Source organism: Streptomyces sp. NPDC048604 (assembly GCF_043199435.1).
GTDB lineage: Bacteria > Actinomycetota > Actinomycetes > Streptomycetales > Streptomycetaceae > Streptomyces.
In genome coordinates this window covers 235,082-252,815 of sequence record NZ_JBICVX010000004.1, presented here as the reverse complement: position 1 = coordinate 252,815, position 17,734 = coordinate 235,082, and the positions used below count along the sequence as shown (strand labels likewise).

The following is a 17,734-nucleotide window of genomic DNA, read 5'->3' as shown; positions in this document are numbered from 1 at the left end:
CTCTCGGACGATCTTCGCGTCAGCCCTTCTCGGGGCCACCGCTCTCCTCGTCGGCCTGCTTCTTGTCGTCCTTCGCGGCCGTCGCCCCGGGCTGGGGTTCCGCCACCGCTACGCGCGCGGGCCTGATGGTCCGCTCGCCGATGCGGTACCCCGGCTGCAGGATCGCCACGCAGGTCGTCTCGGTGACGTCCGGCGCATACGAGTGCATCAGGGCCTCGTGGATGGTCGGGTCGAAGGGCTCGCCCTCCTTGCCGAACTGCTGCAGGCCCATCTTCGCGACGACCGTCTCCAGCGATTCGGCCACCGACTTGAACCCGCCCACGAGCTCGCCGTGGTCCCGGGCCCGACCGACGTCGTCGAGCACCGGCAGAAGCTCCGTCAGAAGGCCCGCGACGGCGATCTCCTTGACGGTGATCCGGTCGCGCTCCACCCGGCGGCGGTAGTTCTGGTACTCGGCCTGGAGCCGCTGGAGGTCCCCGGTGCGCTCGCCGAGCGCGCTGCGGACCTGGTCCAGCTCTGCCGTCAGACCGGCGATCTTGCTCGCGTCCCCGGCCGGGGCCGCCGAGCCCTCCTTGGCGGAGGGAGTCTCGGCGGTCTCGGCGGCGTCGTCAGGGGTGGCGCCGGAGGGGACGTCGGGCTTCTCCTCGAAGCCCGGGGTCTCCTCCGTCATCAGACAGCGCCGCCCTTCGGCTTCTCGTCGTCGACGATCTCGGCGTCCACGACGTCGTCGTCGGCCTTGGGGGCCTCGGCGCCCGCGGCGCCGCCGGCTGCCTGCGCGTCGGCGTACATGGCCTGGCCGAGCTTCTGGGAGACGGCCGCGACCTTCTCGGTGGCGGTGCGGATCTCCGCGGAGTCCTCGCCCTTGAGCTTCTCCTTCAGCTCGGCGACGGCGGCCTCGACCTCGGCCTTGACGTCGCCCGGGACCTTGTCCTCGTTGTCCTTGAGGAACTTCTCGGTCTGGTAGACGAGCTGCTCGCCCTGGTTGCGGTTCTCGGCGGCCTCGCGGCGGGCGTGGTCCTCCTCCGCGTACTTCTCGGCCTCTTCGCGCATCCGGTTGACCTCGTCCTTCGGCAGCGAGGAGCCGCCGGTGACGGTCATCTTCTGCTCCTTGCCCGTGCCCAGGTCCTTGGCGGTCACGTGCATGATGCCGTTGGCGTCGATGTCGAAGGCGACCTCGATCTGCGGGACGCCGCGCGGGGCCGGCGGGAGGCCGGTCAGCTCGAACATGCCGAGCTTCTTGTTGTACGCCGCGATCTCGCGCTCGCCCTGGTAGACCTGGATCTGCACGGACGGCTGGTTGTCCTCGGCGGTGGTGAAGATCTCGGACCGCTTGGTCGGGATCGTCGTGTTCCGCTCGATGAGCTTCGTCATGATGCCGCCCTTGGTCTCGATGCCGAGGGACAGCGGGGTGACGTCGAGGAGCAGGACGTCCTTGACCTCGCCCTTGAGGACACCGGCCTGCAGGGCGGCGCCGATGGCGACGACCTCGTCCGGGTTCACGCCCTTGTTGGCCTCGTTGCCGCCGGTCAGTTCCTTGACCAGGTCGGCGACGGCCGGCATACGGGTCGAGCCGCCGACGAGAACGACGTGGTCGATCTCGGAGAGCTGGATGCCCGCGTCCTTGATGACGTTGTGGAACGGCGTCTTGCAGCGGTCCAGAAGGTCCGAGGTGAGCTGCTGGAACTGGGCGCGGGTGAGCTTCTCGTCCAGGTGCAGCGGGCCCTCGGCGGAGGCCGTGATGTAGGGCAGGTTGATCGTGGTCTCGGTCGAGGACGAGAGCTCGATCTTCGCCTTCTCCGCGGCTTCGCGCAGGCGCTGGAGAGCCATCTTGTCCTTGGACAGGTCCACGCCGTGCCCGTTGGCGAACTGCTTCACCAGGTAGTCGACGACGCGCTGGTCCCAGTCGTCGCCACCGAGGTGGTTGTCGCCGTTGGTGGCCTTCACCTCGACGACGCCGTCGCCGATCTCCAGGAGGGACACGTCGAAGGTGCCGCCACCGAGGTCGAAGACGAGGATCGTCTGGTCGTCCTTGTCCAGGCCGTAGGCCAGGGCGGCCGCGGTCGGCTCGTTGACGATGCGCAGGACGTTGAGGCCCGCGATCTCGCCGGCCTCCTTGGTGGCCTGACGCTCGGAGTCGTTGAAGTACGCCGGGACGGTGATGACCGCGTCGACGACCTTCTCGCCCAGGTACGCCTCGGCGTCGCGCTTCAGCTTCTGCAGGATGAAGGCGCTCATCTGCTGCGGGTTGAAGTTCTTGCCGTCGATCTCGATCTTCCAGTCGGTGCCCATGTGGCGCTTCACCGACCGGATGGTGCGGTCCACGTTGGTGACCGCCTGGCGCTTGGCGACCTCGCCGACGAGCACCTCGCCGTTCTTCGCGAAGGCGACGACGGACGGCGTGGTCCTGGCGCCCTCGGCGTTGGTGATGACGGTGGGCTCGCCGCCTTCGAGAACGCTGACGACGGAGTTAGTCGTGCCCAGGTCGATGCCGACCGCACGTGCCATTTCAATTCCTCCAGCTGAACTGACTTGAGTGGAACTGGCTCAAGGATGCACCACCCGTCCCGTTGAGTCAACAGACCTGAGTGGAGGGGGCTCAACTCTTCGACAGGGCGGCGGCTCAGGAAGCCTTCGAGGCCCGGTGCGGGCCGGGCGCGGCGGCCCGGGAATGAGATCCGACCGTGAGAGAGTCGGGGCATTCGACGCCCCAAAGCCGGACATATACCGAGAAGGATCCCACGAGCCGGCATGAAGCGGAGGTAAGGCATGGCGAAGGCGAAGGGCATCGACGCCAAGCGCGCACTGGACCTCACCGTCGCCCTCGTCCTGCTGGCCCTCGCCTCCCCCGCCCTGCTCGCCGTCGCGACCGCGCTCACGCTCGGCGCGCTCGGCCCCCTGGAGCCTCCCGGCGCGGTGCTGCGGCGCGAGCTGCGGGCGGGCCTGGGCGGCCGCCCGTACGAGCTGCTCACCTTCCGGCGCGGCGGCCGACTGCTCGCCCGACTGCCGCGGCTGCTCCATGTCGTACGGGGCGAGATGTCCCTGGTCGGGCCCGTACCGCTGGCGCCGGACGACGAGGAGTGCCGGGGCGACGGCGCGCGGCGGCACTCCGTACGGCCGGGGCTGACCGGACTCTGGCAGGTCAGCGGAGACCCGGACCTGCCCTGGCAGGAGCGGCCCCTGCTGGACCTCCACTATGTGGACCACCACTGGCTGGGCATGGATCTGGCCATTCTGGGCCGTACGATTCGAGCATGGCGGCGGACGCCGGCAAGGCTCACCTGAGCGACACAGATCACCGCGGGCGCAACTACAGCACGGTGGAATATCTGGGTACCCTCAGCACGGACCAAAATAAGTTACCGCTTAGTACGTTTCTGCAGCTTCCGCCTCGCAGGCCCGCCCGAGGAGCCCGTCATGCAACTCGCCGCGATCATCGTGTCGATCGCCATCACGGTGGTGGCCGTCGCGCTGTTCGGCCGCGCCACCGTGCAGATCTACCGCTTCGTGCGGCTCGGTCAGCCGGTGCCCGCCGGCACGCGTACCGGTGACCCCAAGCAGCGCACCATCACGCTGGTCAAGGAATTCCTGGGCCACACGCGCATGAACCGCTGGGGCATCGTCGGCTTCGCACACTGGTTCGTCGCGATCGGCTTCTTCGCGCTGCTGCTGACGATCGTCAACGCCTTCGGCCAGCTGTTCCAGGCCGACTGGCTGATCCCGATCATCGGCGACTGGCTGCCGTACGAGATCTTCACCGAGTTCCTGGGCACGATGACGGTGCTCGGCATCGTCACGCTCATCGTGATCCGCCAGCTGAGCAAGCCGACCAAGGCGGGCCGCAAGTCCCGCTTCGCCGGCTCCAAGACCGGCCAGGCGTACTTCGTCGAGGCCGTCATCCTCACCGTCGGCGTCTGCATCATGATGCTGCGCGCGCTCGAGGGCGCCCTGCACCACGTGGACGGCTGGGAGCCCGGCTTCTTCGCCTCGTACCCGGTGATCGCGCTGCTCGACGGCCTGGACCTGGGCACGCTGCAGAACCTCACGTACTTCTTCGCGGCGCTGAAGATCCTCACGTCCTTCACGTGGATGATCGTCGTCTCGCTCAACACCAACATGGGTGTGGCCTGGCACCGCTTCCTCGGCTTCCCGAACATCTGGTTCAAGCGCAACGCCGACGGCTCCACCGCCCTCGGCCCGCTGCAGCCGATGACGACCGCCGGCAAGGAGATCGACTGGGAGGACCCGGCCGAGGACGCCGTCTTCGGCGTCTCCCAGGTCGAGCAGTTCTCCTGGAAGGGCATCCTCGACTTCTCCACCTGCACCGAGTGCGGCCGCTGCCAGTCGCAGTGCCCCGCCTGGAACACGGGCAAGCCGCTCTCCCCGAAGCTCCTCATCATGTCGCTGCGCGACCACGCGCACGCCAAGGCGCCGTACCTGCTCGCCGGCGGCGGCAAGACGATGGAGGGCGACGAGAAGGCGACCGAGGAGCAGCTCAAGGACGTGCCCGCGGCCGCGCTGGCCGAGGCCGAGCGCCCGCTGATCGGCACCGCCGAGGAGAACGGCGTCATCGACCCGGACGTCCTGTGGTCCTGCACCACCTGCGGCGCCTGTGTCGAGCAGTGCCCGGTCGACATCGAGCACATCGACCACATCGTCGACATGCGCCGCTACCAGGTGATGATCGAGTCCGCGTTCCCGTCCGAGGCGGGCACGATGCTCAAGAACCTGGAGAAGAAGGGCAACCCCTGGGGCCTGGCCAAGAAGCAGCGGGTCGAGTGGACCAAGGAGGTCGACTTCGAGGTCCCGATCGTCGGCAAGGACGTCGAGGACCTGTCGGAGTACGACTACCTCTACTGGGTCGGCTGCGCCGGCGCCCTGGAGGACCGCGCCAAGAAGACCACCAAGGCCTTCGCGGAGCTGCTGCACATGGCGGACGTCAAGTTCGCGATCATGGGCGGCGAGGAGAAGTGCACCGGTGACTCCCCGCGCCGTCTGGGCAACGAGCCGCTGTTCCAGCAGCTCGGCGCCGAGAACGTCGCGATGCTGAACATGGCGTTCGGCGAGGACGACGAGGACGAGTCGACGAAGAAGCCGAAGTCGGCGAAGCGGATCGTCACCACCTGCCCGCACTGCTTCAACACCATCGCGAACGAGTACCCGCAGCTCGGCGGCGAGTACGAGGTCATCCACCACACCCAGCTGCTGCAGCACCTGATCGACGAGGGCCGCCTCGTCCCGGTCACCCCGGTCGACGGTCTGATCACCTACCACGACCCGTGCTACCTGGGCCGCCACAACAAGGTCTACACGCCGCCGCGCGAGATCATGTCGGCCGTCCCGGGCCTGCGCCAGCAGGAGATGCACCGCCACAAGGAGCGCGGCTTCTGCTGCGGCGCCGGCGGCGCGCGGATGTGGATGGAGGAGCGCATCGGCAAGCGCATCAACACCGAGCGCGTCGACGAGGCGCTGTCCCTCAACCCGGACATCGTCTCCACCGCCTGCCCGTTCTGCCTCGTCATGCTCACGGACTCCGTGAACGGCAAGAAGAACGACGGCAAGGCCAAGGAGAGCCTCCAGGTCGTCGACGTCGCGCAGCTGCTGCTCGACTCGGTGAAGAAGCCGGTGGAGGAGCTCCCCGCGGAGCCCGAGCCGGAGCCCGAGCCGGCGCAGTAGGACGACAGCGGTACGCGGCGGAGGGGCCGCTCCCGAGAAGGGAGCGGCCCCTCCGGCGTACCCGGGTCCGAACCCCCGGTCCGAGCCCCGTCCGGCACCCCGTCCGGCACCCCGTCCGGCACCCCGTCCGGCACCCCGGTCAGTACCCCGGTCAGTACCCCGGTCGGTACCCCCTAGGGGATGTCACAGGTCGGCCGCAAAGGGTCCCCCGCGACCCCGCGTGTGCACGACTCACAGCGGGAACGGGTACGTTCGACGACGTGGCTGGATTCAGGATCGGACGCGGCCGAAGCAACCGCACCCCGCAACAACACCCGCAGCAGGCACCGCAGTACGGGCGGCCGGCGGCCCCGCCGCCGTACGCGCAGCAGCAGTGGCAGCAGGGCTCGCAGCAGCCGTACGGGGAGCCGGAGTACTTCGGGGACCCGTACCCGCAGCAGGGCGGCCGGCCGCCCCGGGGCGGTTACCAGGGCCAGGGCGGCGCGCCCGGCGGCGCGGGCCACGCCGGCCAGGGCGGCCAGGGCGGCCAGGGCGGGTACGCGGCGAACAACGCGGGCCACACCCGCGCGTTCAGCATCCACGACGACCCGTACAACGACGGCTCCACGTACCAGGCGGGCGCGGCCCCGGCCGTCCCGGCCGGCCCGCGGCTGCCGTGGAAGGCGCTGCTGAGCGGCATCGTGCTGCGCCCCGGCCCGACGTTCCTGCAGATGCGGGACTACGCGGTGTGGGGCCCGGCGCTGGTCGTCACGTTCCTCTACGGCCTGCTGGCGATCTTCGGCTTCGACCAGGCGCGCGAGGAGGCCATCAACGCGACGCTGTCGAAGGCGGTCCCGTACGCCCTGATGACGGGCGCGGGCTTCGTCGTCGGCGGTCTGATCCTCGGCGCGGTGACCCACACCCTGGCCCGCCAGCTCGGCGGCGACGGGGCGTGGCAGCCGACGGTGGGCCTGTCGATGCTGATCATGTCGATCACGGACGCGCCCCGCCTGATCGTCGCCCTGTTCCTGGGCGGCGAGAACGGCCTGGTGCAGGTGCTGGGCTGGGTGACCTGGCTGGCTGCGGGCGCGCTGTTCACCTCGATGGTGAGCAAGTCCCACGACCTGCCGTGGCCGAAGGCGCTGGGCGCCTCGGCGATCCAGCTGATCGCGCTGCTGTCGCTGATCAAGCTGGGCACGATCTGAGTCTTTGCGGCGGAGGCCGCCGTCGGCCGGGTGACCGGTCGGCGGCGGCCTCTTTCGTACGCCCGCGGCTACAGGTCCGAGGACTGCAGCAGCAGGTTCGGGGAGCCCTTCGAGACGGTCAGGACGTCCTGCGCGCCGTGCTCGAGGACCCAGTCCCGGACGGTGTTCGCGTCCGCGGCCGGGTGCGCCGCCTTGTAGAGCGCGGCGACGCCCGCGACGTGCGGCGCCGCCATGGACGTACCGTCCATCGGCATGCTGCCGCCGCCCCTGCGGGCGGAGACGATCTGCGCGCCGGGGGCGTAGATCTCCAGGCAGGGACCGAAGTTGGAGAAGTCGGTCTCACGGTCGCGGTGGTCGGTGGCGCCGACGGTCAGGACGCGCTCCGCGCTCGCCGGCGAGATCTGGCAGGCGTCGAGCGAGCTGTTGCCCGCGGCGACGACGGGCAGGATGCCCTTGGCGGCCACGGCGTCGACCGCGTCGTTCAGAGCCTGGCTGCGGGCGCCGCCGAGGGAGCCGTTGAGCACGCCGACGACGCCCGCGTCGGCCTGCCGGCCCACGTAGTCGAAGCCGGCGATCATGCCCGAGTACGAGCCGGAGCCCTGGCAGTCCAGCACGCGGACGCTGACCAGGTCGGCGGCGCGGGCCACGCCGAAGCTCGCGCCGCCGGCCGTGCCCGCCACGTGGGTGCCGTGCCCGTTGCAGTCGGCGCCCTGGCGGCCGTCGCCGACCGCGTCGTACCCGAACCAGGCCCGTCCGGCGAACTCCTGGTGGCCGTAGTCGAGGCCGGTGTCCACCACGAAGACGGCGACGCCCCGGCCGTCGGAGCCCACGTCGAACCGGTTGTCGAGCGGCAGGTACGGCTGGTCGATGCGGTCGAGGCCCCAGCTCTGCGCGACGACGCTCCTCCGGGCGGCCACGGGCCCGACCTTGACGGTCGCGTCCTCCTCGACGGCCGCGACGCCCGGGGTGCGGCGCACCGCGTCCAGCTGGGCGGGCGTCAGCTTCGCGGCGAACCCGTTGAGCACGGAACTGTACGTGTGGAGCGCCTTCACCCCCGGGACCTGCGCCGCGAGGGCGGCCGCGTCCTGGCCGCCCGAGAGGGTGACGATGTACTGGCCCGGGATGGCGTCCGCCGACGCGCGCAGCGGGGCCGGCACGGGGGACGGGACGGGCGCGTCCGCCGCCGACGGCGCGGCGGCGGCGAGCGGGAGGGCGAGGAGGAAGGCTGCGGCGGTGACGTGCGCGGACAGGCGCATGGAAGGGTGCTCCGTTCGGAAGGGGACCGCGCGCCCCGGCCGACGGGCCGGGGCGCGCGCATCACAGCCCTGCCAAGCAAGCACGGCACGGATGTGCGAAAACGTTCACTCGCACCGCGACATCACGAGTCCCGGGACCGGAACCCGTATGCCGCGCCCGGTCGGGTGAGCCGGGCCACCACCTCGTTGCTCAGCCGTACCGGCGCGGTGTCCAGGTGATCGTGCGGCCGTCGGCGCGCTCGACCGCACGGGTCTGGGAGGAGCCGATCAGGAGGAGGGTGCGCATGTCGACCTCGGAGGGTTCCAGGGTCTTCAGGGTCACCACCCGCAACGACTCCTCCGGGCCGCCGACGTCGCGGGCCACCACGACCGGGGTCTCGGGCGAGCGGAGTTCCAGGAGCAGCTCGCGGGCCGCGGCGACCTGGTGCGTACGGGACTTGGAGCCCGGGTTGTACAGGGCGAGGACGAGGTCGGCCTCCGCGGCGGCGCGCAGCCGCCGCGCGATGACGTCCCAGGGCTTGAGCCGGTCGGAGAGCGAGATGGTCGCGTAGTCGTGGCCGAGCGGCGCGCCGGCCGCCGCAGCCGCCGCGTTGGCGGCCGTCACGCCGGGCACCACGCGCACCGGCACGTCCGTGTACGCCGGCTCCGAGGCGACCTCAAGGACCGCCGTCGCCATGGCGAACACACCCGGGTCGCCGCCGGAGACCACCGCGACGCGGCGGCCGCGGCGGGCCAGGTCGAGCGCGAACTCGGCGCGCTCGGACTCGACCTTGTTGTCCGAGCCGTGCCGCCGCTGCCCGGGCCGCAGCACCGGCACCCGGTCCAGGTAGGTGGTGTAGCCGACCAGGTCGTCCGCGTTCTGCAGCACGCCCCGCGACTCCGGCGTCAGCCAGCGCGCCCCGGCCGGGCCGGTGCCCACGACCACGACCTCGCCGACCTCCGGACGGGACTCCGGCGCCTGCGCGTCGATCCGGGACGGCAGCACGGCCACCGAGAAGTACGGCACCGACTCCGGGTCCACGTCCGCCAGCCGCCCGGTCCGCTCGCCCGCCATCGTGGCGCGCTCCACGTACCGCGCGTCCTCCAGCCGGCCGGCGCGCTCCAGGGCCCGCTTCACGGCCGGGAAGGTGCGGCCCAGCTTCATCACGACCGCCGAGTCCGTACCGGCCAGACGGGCCGTCAGCTCCTCCTCCGGCAGCGTGCCGGGGACGATCGTCAGCACCTCCTCCGCCTCGCACAGCGGCTCCCCGAGCCGGGCGGCGGCCGCGCTGACCGAGGTGACGCCGGGGATGACCTCGGTGTCGTAGCGGTGCGCGAGCCGCTTGTGCATGTGCTGGTACGAGCCGTAGAACAGCGGATCGCCCTCGGCGAGCACGGCGACCGTGCGGCCCGCGTCGAGGTGCGCGGCGAGCCGCGCCGACGCCTCCTCGTAGAAGTCGTCCAACGCGCCCCGGTAGCCGCCGGGGTGGTCCGTGGTCTCCACCGTGAGCGGGTACATCAGCCGCTCCTCGACGTGGTCCTCGCGGATGTGCTCCGCGGCTATCGAGCGCGCGATGGAGCGGCCGTGCCGGGCGGAGTGGTACGCGATCACGTCGGCGGCCGCGATGGCCTTCACCGCGGCCACGGTCATCAGATTCGGGTCGCCGGGGCCGAGGCCCACGCCGTACAGCTTGCCGGTCACTTCTGGATCTCCGCTTCGTGCGCGAGGGCGTTGAGCGCGGCCGCCGTCATGGCGCTGCCGCCGCGCCGGCCCCGTACGACCAGGTACTCCAGGCCGAGTGCGTTCGCCGCGAGGGCGTCCTTCGACTCGGCCGCGCCGATGAAGCCGACCGGGATGCCGAGCACGGCCGCCGGGCGCGGCGCGCCCTTCGCGATCATCTCCAGGAGGTGGAACAGCGCGGTCGGCGCGTTGCCGATGGCGACGACCGAGCCTTCGAGACGGTCGCCCAGCACCTCGAGGGCGGCGGCGCTGCGGGTGGTGCCCCGCTGCGCGGCCAGCTCCGGCACCGACGGGTCGGACAGCGCGCAGAGCACCTCGTTGTCGGCGGGCAGCCGCTTGCGGGTGACGCCGCTGGCGACCATCTGCGCGTCGCACAGGATCGGCGCGCCGGCCCGCAGCGCGGTCCGGGCGGCCGTCACGACGCCCGGGGAGTACGCGAGATCGCGGACCAGGTCGGTCATGCCGCAGGCGTGGATCATCCGTACCGCGACCTGGCTCACGTCGGCGGGCAGGCCGGCGAGATCCGCCTCGGCGCGGATCGTGGCAAAGGACTGGCGGTAGATCTCCGCGCCGTCCTTCTCGTAGTCGAACATCCTGGTGCTCTCGCTCATCTCGTCGTACGGGCCGTGGCGACGGCTTCGGGCAGGGAGGTACGGGGGACGGGGACGCCGTCCACCAGGTAGCCGCCGCCCTCGGCGGCGAGCACGTCGACCCAGTCGCCGTGCGGGTGGCCGCAGCGGCGCGCACAGCCGGAGTAGTGGACCGGCAGCCCGGTGCGGCCGCCGGGCACGGCGTCGGCCCGCACGTCCGCCAGGGACTTGGCGCAGCCGGGGCGTCCGGTGCAGGCGCTGACGCCGGCCCAGGGCGAGTCGGGGCGGGCGATCAGCCCGGCGGCGGCCAGCTCCGGCAGCCGCGCGGCGGGCGCGCCGACGGCGACCGCCCCGCGCCACGGCGTCAGCCGCACCTCGTCGGCGGGCAGCAACGCCCGCAGCTGCGCCGCGGTGAGCCGCCCGAGCGGCGCGAGCACGTACACGGCCCGCTCGCCGAGCGCGCCGGGCGCGGGCGGCGCGCCGTGCGGCAGCGGCGGCGGTACGGGGAGCGGTTCGGCGGTCACGCCGGCGCGGGCGAGGGCGGCGGCGAGGTCGACGGCCGCTCCGTCCGGGAGTTCCCGCACCCGCCAAGCCCCGCTCGTCCGCGCCGCGCGCAGGAACGCGTCGGCCGCGGCAAGCGCCGCACGGGGGGCGTCCGGAGCGGGGAGGCGGTACGTCTGTCCGCCGATGTGCAGCTGGGCCGTGCCGTCCGCGCCTGCGATCAAGGTCACATCCCCGCCGAGGCCCGCGACATCGCCGCGGCCGTCGTCCAGGACGAAGAGGAAACGGCCCGAAAGGGACGTCGTCCACGCTTCGTCGCACAGCAGCGCGTCCAGCTCCCGGGCCCACAACTGCACGTCCGCGCCGCCGAGTCCGTCGAGGTCGGCGGCCGGGGAGGCGACGATGTTGCGGATCCGTTCGTGCTCGGCCGACGGCAGCAGGCCGACGTCCGCGAGCAGCGCCGCGAGTTCCGCCCCGCAGCCGTCGCCGAGGCCGCGCAGCTCGGCGTTGCCGCGCGAGGTGACGGTGATCCGCCCGTCCCCCAGGGACTCCGCGGCGGCCGCCAGAACCTCAACCTGATGTACCGTCAAACGCCCTGCGGGCAGGCGCAGTCGGGCCAGACGCCCGTCGTCGGCGGGGTGCAGGCGCAGCGCCCCGGGGCAGGCGTCGCCTCGGTCCCGTATGGGACTTTCGCCCGACTCGGGCGACGTGGGTGGGGTGGGCGGCATGGCGGCGAGCATACCCACGGGAAACCGGCCTTCCACGAGGTGTGATCCGGTCGACTCCGCGGCCCCGCCCGGCCCGCCGCGGCCAGGATCTACTATGCACACGGCATGGGGTCGAAGGACCCCGGGGAGGAAGCCCGGTGAGATTCCGGCGCGGTCCCGCCACTGTGAGCCGGCCCCGCCGTAACGGGGACGGTGAGTCAGGAACTCCTGCCATCCACACGACCACCCGGGGCGCGGACAACCCCGAGGAAGGCCAGCGCTCGCATGCGAATCCTGCTGCTGTCGCACTCCGACACCGACCTGCTCAGCGCCCGAGCGGCGGGCGGTCCGGTCGAGTACCGCTTCGCCAACCCCTCCCGCCTCGCGGCAGACGACCTGCCGGGGCTGCTCGACGGCTCCGACCTCGTCGTGATCCGCCTGCTCGGCGGCGTCCGCGCCTGGGAGGAGGGTCTCGACACGATCCTCGCGGCCGGAAAGCCGGTCGTCGTGCTCACCGGCGAACAGGCCCCCGACGCCCAGCTCATGAGCACCTCCACCGTGCCGGTCGGCGTGGCCACCGAGGCGCACGCCTACCTGGCGCACGGCGGCCCGGACAACCTGGAGCAGCTCGCCCGCTTCCTCTCCGACACCGTGCTGCTGACCGGCCACGGCTTCGAGGCCCCGGCGGCCGCCCCGACCTGGGGCCCGCTGGAGCGCACCCCGCGGAACACCGACGGCCCGACCATCGCCGTGCTGTACTACCGCGCCCACCACATGAGCGGGAACACCGCGTTCGTCGGCGCGCTCTGCGAGGCGATCGAGGACGCCGGCGCGCAGGCCCTGCCGCTGTACGTGGCCTCCCTGCGCGCCCCGGAGGAGGAGCTGGTCGAGACCCTCCGTTCCGCCGACGCCATCGTCACCACCGTCCTCGCGGCCGGCGGCACCAAGCCCGCCGAGGCGCAGGCCGGCGGGGACGAGGAGTCGTGGGACGCGGGCGCGCTCGCCGCGCTCGACGTGCCCGTCCTCCAGGCGCTGTGCCTGACCGGCTCGCGGGAGGCCTGGGAGGAGAACGACGAGGGCCTGTCCCCGCTGGACGCCGCCAGCCAGGTCGCCGTCCCCGAGTTCGACGGCCGCCTGATCACCGTCCCGTTCTCCTTCAAGGAGATCGACGAGGACGGCCTGCCCGCGTACGTCGCCGACGCCGAGCGCGCCGCCCGCGTCGCCGGCATCGCCGTCCGCCACGCCCGGCTGCGGCACATCCCCAACGCCGAGAAGAAGCTGGCGCTGGTCCTCTCCGCGTACCCGACCAAGCACTCCCGGATCGGCAACGCGGTCGGCCTGGACACCCCGGCCTCCGCGGTCGAGCTGCTGCGCCGGCTGATCGCCGAGGGCTACGACTTCGGCCCGACGGCCGACATCCCCGGCCTGGTGTCCGGCGTCGGCGACGAGCTGATCTACGCCCTGATCGAGGCCGGCGGCCACGACCAGGACTGGCTCACCGAGGAGCAGCTGGCGAGGAACCCCGTCCGCATCCCGGCCGCCGACTACAAGCGCTGGTACGCCGAACTGCCCGCCGAACTGCGCGAGCAGGTCGAGGAGCACTGGGGCCCGGCCCCCGGCGAGATGTTCCTGGACCGCTCCCGCAACCCGGAGGGCGACATCGTCCTCGCCGCGCTGCGCCGCGGGAACCTGCTGGTCCTCATCCAGCCGCCGCGCGGCTTCGGTGAGAACCCGATCGCGATCTACCACGACCCCGATCTGCCGCCCTCGCACCACTACCTGGCCGCCTACCGCTGGATCGCCGCCCGCGCCGAGGACGGCGGCTTCGGCGCCGACGCCATGGTGCACCTGGGCAAGCACGGCAACCTCGAATGGCTGCCGGGCAAGAACGCGGGCCTGTCCGCCGCCTGCGGCCCGGACGCGGCCCTCGGCGACCTGCCGCTGGTCTACCCCTTCCTGGTCAACGACCCGGGCGAGGGCACCCAGGCCAAGCGGCGTGTGCACGCCACGCTCGTCGACCACCTCGTCCCGCCGATGGCGCGCGCCGACTCGTACGGCGACATCGCCCGCCTGGAGCAGCTGCTCGACGAGTACGCGCAGATCAGCAGCATGGACCCGGCGAAGCTGCCGGCGATCCGCGCCCAGATCTGGACGCTGATCCAGGCCGCGAAGCTCGACCACGACCTCGGCATGGAGGAGCGGCCCGACGACGACGGCTTCGACGACTTCCTGCTGCACGTCGACGGCTGGCTGTGCGAGGTCAAGGACGCCCAGATCCGCGACGGTCTGCACGTCCTCGGCGGCGCGCCCACCGGCGAGGCGCGGGTGAACCTGGTCCTGTCGATCCTGCGGGCCCGTCAGATCTGGGGCGGCACGCAGGCCCTGCCGGGTCTGCGCGAGGCCCTCGGCCTGGACGAGTCGGCCGCCACCCGCACCACCGCCGACGAGGCCGAGGCGAAGGCGCGCGAGCTGGTCGAGGCGATGGAGTACGCGGACTGGAACGTCGCCGCGGTGCCCGACGCCTACGGTCCGGACGTCGCGGCGGTGCTCCGCTTCGCCTGCGAGCAGGTCGTGCCGCGCCTCGCGGCCACCACGGACGAACTCACGCACGCGGTGCACGCGCTGAACGGCGGTTTCGTGCCGGCCGGTCCGTCCGGCTCGCCGCTGCGCGGCCTGGTCAACGTGCTGCCGACCGGACGCAACTTCTACTCCGTCGACCCCAAGGCCGTGCCGTCCCGGCTCGCCTGGGAGACCGGCCAGGCGCTGGCCGACTCGCTCCTGGAGCGGTACCGCACCGACAACGGCGAATGGCCCACCTCCGTCGGCCTCTCCCTGTGGGGCACGAGCGCGATGCGCACCGCGGGCGACGACGTCGCCGAGGCGCTGGCGCTGCTCGGCGTCCGCCCGGTGTGGGACGAGGCGTCCCGGCGCGTGAAGGGCCTGGAAGCCGTCCCGCTGGAGGAACTGGGCCGCCCGCGCATCGACGTGACCCTCCGTATCTCCGGCTTCTTCCGGGACGCGTTCCCGCATGTCATCGGCCTGCTCGACGACGCCGTCCGGCTGGTCGCCGGGCTCGCGGACGAATCGGCCGAGGACAACTTCGTCCGCGCGCACGCCCAGGCCGACCTCGCCGCGCACGGCGACGAACGCCGCGCCACCACCCGTATCTTCGGCTCCCGGCCGGGCACGTACGGCGCGGGTCTGCTCCAGCTGATCGACTCCCGCGACTGGCGCACCGACGCCGACCTCGCCGAGGTGTACACGGTGTGGGGCGGCTACGCGTACGGCCGCGGCCTCGACGGGCGGCCGGCGCGCGAGGAGATGGAGACGGCGTACAAGCGGATCGCGGTGGCCGCGAAGAACACCGACACCCGCGAGCACGACATCGCCGACTCGGACGACTACTTCCAGTACCACGGCGGCATGGTGGCGACGGTCCGCGCGCTGCGGGGCACCGCCCCGGAGGCGTACATCGGCGACTCCACCCGCCCCGAGACCGTGCGCACCCGCACGCTGGTGGAGGAGACGAGCCGGGTCTTCCGCGCCCGCGTGGTCAACCCCCGCTGGATCGAGGCGATGCGCCGGCACGGCTACAAGGGCGCGTTCGAGCTGGCGGCGACCGTCGACTACCTCTTCGGCTACGACGCCACGACGGGGGTCGTAGCCGACTGGATGTACGACAAGCTGACGCAGGAGTACGTCCTCGACCCGGCGAACCAGGCCTTCCTGAAGGAGGCCAACCCCTGGGCCCTGCACGGCATCGCGGAGCGCCTCCTGGAGGCGGAGTCGCGCGGCATGTGGGAGAAGCCGGACCCGGAGACCCTGGCCGCCCTACGCCAGGTGTTCCTGGAGACGGAGGGGGACCTGGAGGGCGACGACGACTGACCTGCGGCCCGGGTTACGATCCCGTCCGCACAATTGTGCGGACGGGGAACGTGACTTGGGGCGGGGTGGTGGGCATGCGTGCCCGTGGAGCGGTGACGACGGCGGTGGCGCTGAGCCTGGGCCTGGCCCTGGGGGCCTGCTCGGGAGGCGGCGGAGGCGGTACGGCTCCGAAGCCGGGCGCCACGCCGTCCGGGAAGCCCTCCGCCACGGCCACGCCCTCGCCCTCGGCCTCCGAGTCGGGGACCCCGGCGAGGCCCCCGGCCACGACCCCGCCGCGGGTCGGGATCACCCCGGGCGTCGGGGGCGGTTCGGCGAAGCCGTACCGGCCGGGCGGAGCCGGCAAGCCCGGTGGCATCCGGAAGAAGGCGGCCGCGGCGGAGCCGCAGAACCCGAACACGGGGCGGAACCCGCGCCCCGCGCCGCCGCGCCCGATCCCGACGCCGGAGGTCCCGCCGCCGTGGACGCCGGGCGACGACGTCGTCGTCACGCCGCCCACCGTCGCCGCGCCGACGTTCACACCGGACACGGTGCGCTAGCGGTACGTGCCGCCGCCCATGGGGCCAGCTCGACTCGGCGGCCCCGGAAGCCCGCGCGGATCCGGCGGTCGTGGGTGACGATCACCAGCGTGCCGGCGTAGCGCGCGAGGGCGGCCTCCAGCTCCTCCACCAGGCCGGGGGCCAGATGGTTGGTCGGCTCGTCGAGCAGCAGCAGGTCGACCGGACGGGTCACCAGACGGGCCAGTTCCAGTTTCCGCCGCTGTCCGGTGGAGAGCTCGCGCACGGGGGTGGCGAGGTCTCCGGCCGCGAACAGCCCGAGGGAGAGCAGTTCCTGCTCCCGGCCCTCGCCGAACGCGGCGGCGACCGTGCGGGGGTCGTCGGGCAGGGCGGTGTCCTGGCGCAGCATGCCCACCCGGGGCGGGGCCGTCACCGTGCCGTCGTCCGGGGCGAGTTCGCCGGCCAGGACCTTGAGCAGTGTGCTCTTGCCCGCGCCGTTGGGCCCGGTGACCAGGAGCCGCTCGCCCGGGTCCAGGCGGAGCGCGTCCAGGCGCAGCCGGCCCTCGACCCGTACGCCGGTCAGATCGACCGCGCGGGCGGGCGCGTAGGTGGGCGCGTCGGCGGGTCCTCCGGCGGCTTCGAAGCCCGCCGTGAACCGCAGCGGCTCCGGCGGTGCGGCGACCGGGTGCTCGGTGAGCCGGCGCTGCTGCTCGCGGGCCGCGCGGATCCGGCTCATCGCGCCGTGCGCCCGTGACCGGGCCCGGAACGCGCCCGCGCCGCTGAAGGACGCCGGGGCCTTGCGGGGGATGGCGGTGAACCGGTCGATGTTCGCGTCGGCGACCGCGGAGTACCGGGCGAGCTCGCCCTTCCACTCCTCGTACTCCCGCTCCCAGCGGGCCCGTTCGGCGGCCCGGCCGGTCAGGTAGCCGGCGTAGCCGTTGCCGTACCGGCGCACGGTGTGCCGTTCGTGGTCCACCTCCAGGACGGTCGTGGTGACCCGGTCCAGGAAGACCCGGTCGTGGGTGACGGCGACGACCGTCCCCCGGTGGGCGCGCAGCCGCTCCTCCAGCCAGGCCACGGCCTCGTCGTCGAGGTCGTTGGTCGGCTCGTCGAGCAGCAGCAGCTCGGGGTCGGCGGCGAGGGTCGCGGCGAGCGCGAGCCGGGAGCGCTGTCCGCCGGACAGCGTGCCCAGCGGGCGGCCGCGGTCGAGCGGGGCGGACTCGCCGAGCTGCCGCAGGACCGTCTCGACGCTCCGGTCGGCGTCGGCGCCGCCGCGCGCCTCGTAGGCGGCGAGCAGCGCGGCGTATCCCTCGAGGTCACCGGTCGCGTCGAGCTCGGCCTCGGCCTCGCGGATCGCCCGCTCCAGCTCCCGCAGGTCGGCGAGGGCGTGGTCGATCGCCTCGCCGACGGTCGCCGTGGCGGGCAGGTCCAGGGTCTGGGCGAGATGGCCCAGACCGCCGGGGGAGACGACGGTCACGGCGCCGTTGTCCGGCTGCTCCAGGCCGGCGAGCAGCCGGAGCAGCGTGGACTTGCCGGAGCCGTTGTCGCCGACGACGCCGACGCGCTCGCCGGAGCGGACGGAGAGTCCGACCCGGTCGAGGACGAGCCGGGTGTCGTAGCGCTTGGTGACGTCGGTGAGATGGACACGGAACAAGAGCGCCTCCTGCGGCGGTCGACGGCATCGCTTGACGAGACGGTACGTCTCGTTTCGCTTCGAAGACCGT

Annotated in this window: 12 protein-coding genes and 1 riboswitch; of the genes, 5 read left to right on the top strand and 7 right to left on the bottom strand. The window is 72.7% G+C overall.

Going from position 1 to position 17,734, the window contains the following annotated elements; all coding sequences use genetic code 11:
* Positions 1-19: 19 nt before the first annotated feature.
* Positions 20-670: a nucleotide exchange factor GrpE gene (grpE, locus tag ACGFMM_RS10510; protein WP_393645121.1), complete on the bottom strand. Its 651-nt coding sequence runs from the start codon at positions 668-670 to the stop codon at positions 20-22.
* Positions 670-2,505 (bottom strand): molecular chaperone DnaK, encoded by a 1,836-nt coding sequence (gene dnaK, locus ACGFMM_RS10505; protein ID WP_393645120.1) that lies wholly within the window; start codon positions 2,503-2,505, stop codon positions 670-672. Before dnaK ends, grpE begins: the two co-directional genes overlap by 1 nt.
* 261 nt (positions 2,506-2,766) lie before the next feature.
* On the opposite strand from dnaK, the gene ACGFMM_RS10500 reads away from it, so the two are divergent.
* From ACGFMM_RS10500 to ACGFMM_RS10490, 3 genes are all read left to right on the top strand, one after another.
* On the top strand, positions 2,767-3,282 hold the full coding sequence (locus ACGFMM_RS10500; protein WP_393645118.1) for a sugar transferase: 516 nt from the start codon (positions 2,767-2,769) through the stop codon (positions 3,280-3,282).
* Positions 3,283-3,414: 132 nt separating this feature from the next.
* Complete coding sequence (locus ACGFMM_RS10495; RefSeq protein WP_393645116.1) at positions 3,415-5,673, top strand: (Fe-S)-binding protein; 2,259 nt, start codon at positions 3,415-3,417, stop codon at positions 5,671-5,673.
* A gap of 260 nt (positions 5,674-5,933) precedes the next feature.
* On the top strand, positions 5,934-6,857 hold the full coding sequence (locus tag ACGFMM_RS10490) for a Yip1 family protein (protein ID WP_393645114.1): 924 nt from the start codon (positions 5,934-5,936) through the stop codon (positions 6,855-6,857).
* A gap of 68 nt (positions 6,858-6,925) precedes the next feature.
* On the opposite strand, the gene ACGFMM_RS10485 is transcribed toward ACGFMM_RS10490, so the two are convergent.
* The 4 genes from ACGFMM_RS10485 to ACGFMM_RS10470 all read right to left on the bottom strand — a co-directional run bounded on the left by ACGFMM_RS10485 (position 6,926) and on the right by ACGFMM_RS10470 (position 11,664).
* Positions 6,926-8,113 carry a S8 family peptidase gene (locus tag ACGFMM_RS10485; RefSeq protein WP_393645113.1) on the bottom strand — a complete coding sequence of 396 codons (1,188 nt, stop codon included), beginning with the start codon at positions 8,111-8,113 and terminating at the stop codon, positions 6,926-6,928.
* A gap of 190 nt (positions 8,114-8,303) precedes the next feature.
* Positions 8,304-9,794, bottom strand: coding sequence for a precorrin-2 C(20)-methyltransferase (locus ACGFMM_RS10480; protein WP_393645111.1), 1,491 nt, complete (start codon positions 9,792-9,794; stop codon positions 8,304-8,306).
* On the bottom strand, positions 9,791-10,444 hold the full coding sequence (locus tag ACGFMM_RS10475; RefSeq protein WP_393645109.1) for a precorrin-8X methylmutase: 654 nt from the start codon (positions 10,442-10,444) through the stop codon (positions 9,791-9,793). Before ACGFMM_RS10475 ends, ACGFMM_RS10480 begins: the two co-directional genes overlap by 4 nt.
* A complete protein-coding gene (locus tag ACGFMM_RS10470; RefSeq protein WP_393645510.1) occupies positions 10,441-11,664 on the bottom strand; it encodes a cobalamin biosynthesis protein CobG in 1,224 nt (407 codons plus the stop codon). Before ACGFMM_RS10470 ends, ACGFMM_RS10475 begins: the two co-directional genes overlap by 4 nt.
* A gap of 86 nt (positions 11,665-11,750) precedes the next feature.
* A riboswitch (cobalamin riboswitch) is annotated at positions 11,751-11,878 on the top strand.
* A 38-nt stretch (positions 11,879-11,916) separates the two neighbouring features.
* On the opposite strand from ACGFMM_RS10470, the gene cobN reads away from it, so the two are divergent.
* On the top strand, positions 11,917-15,516 hold the full coding sequence (gene cobN / locus ACGFMM_RS10465) for a cobaltochelatase subunit CobN (protein WP_393645107.1): 3,600 nt from the start codon (positions 11,917-11,919) through the stop codon (positions 15,514-15,516).
* A gap of 74 nt (positions 15,517-15,590) precedes the next feature.
* Entirely contained in the window at positions 15,591-16,052 is a 462-nt protein-coding gene (locus tag ACGFMM_RS10460) for a hypothetical protein (RefSeq protein WP_393645105.1), read from the top strand.
* On the opposite strand, the gene abc-f is transcribed toward ACGFMM_RS10460, so the two are convergent.
* Positions 16,030-17,664, bottom strand: coding sequence for a ribosomal protection-like ABC-F family protein (gene abc-f / locus ACGFMM_RS10455; protein WP_393645103.1), 1,635 nt, complete (start codon positions 17,662-17,664; stop codon positions 16,030-16,032). The genes ACGFMM_RS10460 and abc-f overlap by 23 nt on opposite strands.
* Positions 17,665-17,734 lie beyond the last annotated feature (70 nt).

Bases quoted from the DNA above. Each gene is read 5' to 3' on its own strand.
- grpE (WP_393645121.1), bottom strand. From the start codon at position 670: ATGACGGAGGAGACCCCGGGCTTCGAGGAGAAGCCCGACGTCCCCTCC.
- dnaK (WP_393645120.1), bottom strand. From the start codon at position 2,505: ATGGCACGTGCGGTCGGCATCGACCTGGGCACGACTAACTCCGTCGTC.
- ACGFMM_RS10500 (WP_393645118.1), top strand. From the start codon at position 2,767: ATGGCGAAGGCGAAGGGCATCGACGCCAAGCGCGCACTGGACCTCACC.
- ACGFMM_RS10495 (WP_393645116.1), top strand. From the start codon at position 3,415: ATGCAACTCGCCGCGATCATCGTGTCGATCGCCATCACGGTGGTGGCC.
- ACGFMM_RS10485 (WP_393645113.1), bottom strand. From the start codon at position 8,113: ATGCGCCTGTCCGCGCACGTCACCGCCGCAGCCTTCCTCCTCGCCCTC.
- ACGFMM_RS10475 (WP_393645109.1), bottom strand. From the start codon at position 10,444: ATGAGCGAGAGCACCAGGATGTTCGACTACGAGAAGGACGGCGCGGAG.
- ACGFMM_RS10470 (WP_393645510.1), bottom strand. From the start codon at position 11,664: ATGCTCGCCGCCATGCCGCCCACCCCACCCACGTCGCCCGAGTCGGGC.
- cobN (WP_393645107.1), top strand. From the start codon at position 11,917: ATGCGAATCCTGCTGCTGTCGCACTCCGACACCGACCTGCTCAGCGCC.
- ACGFMM_RS10460 (WP_393645105.1), top strand. From the start codon at position 15,591: ATGCGTGCCCGTGGAGCGGTGACGACGGCGGTGGCGCTGAGCCTGGGC.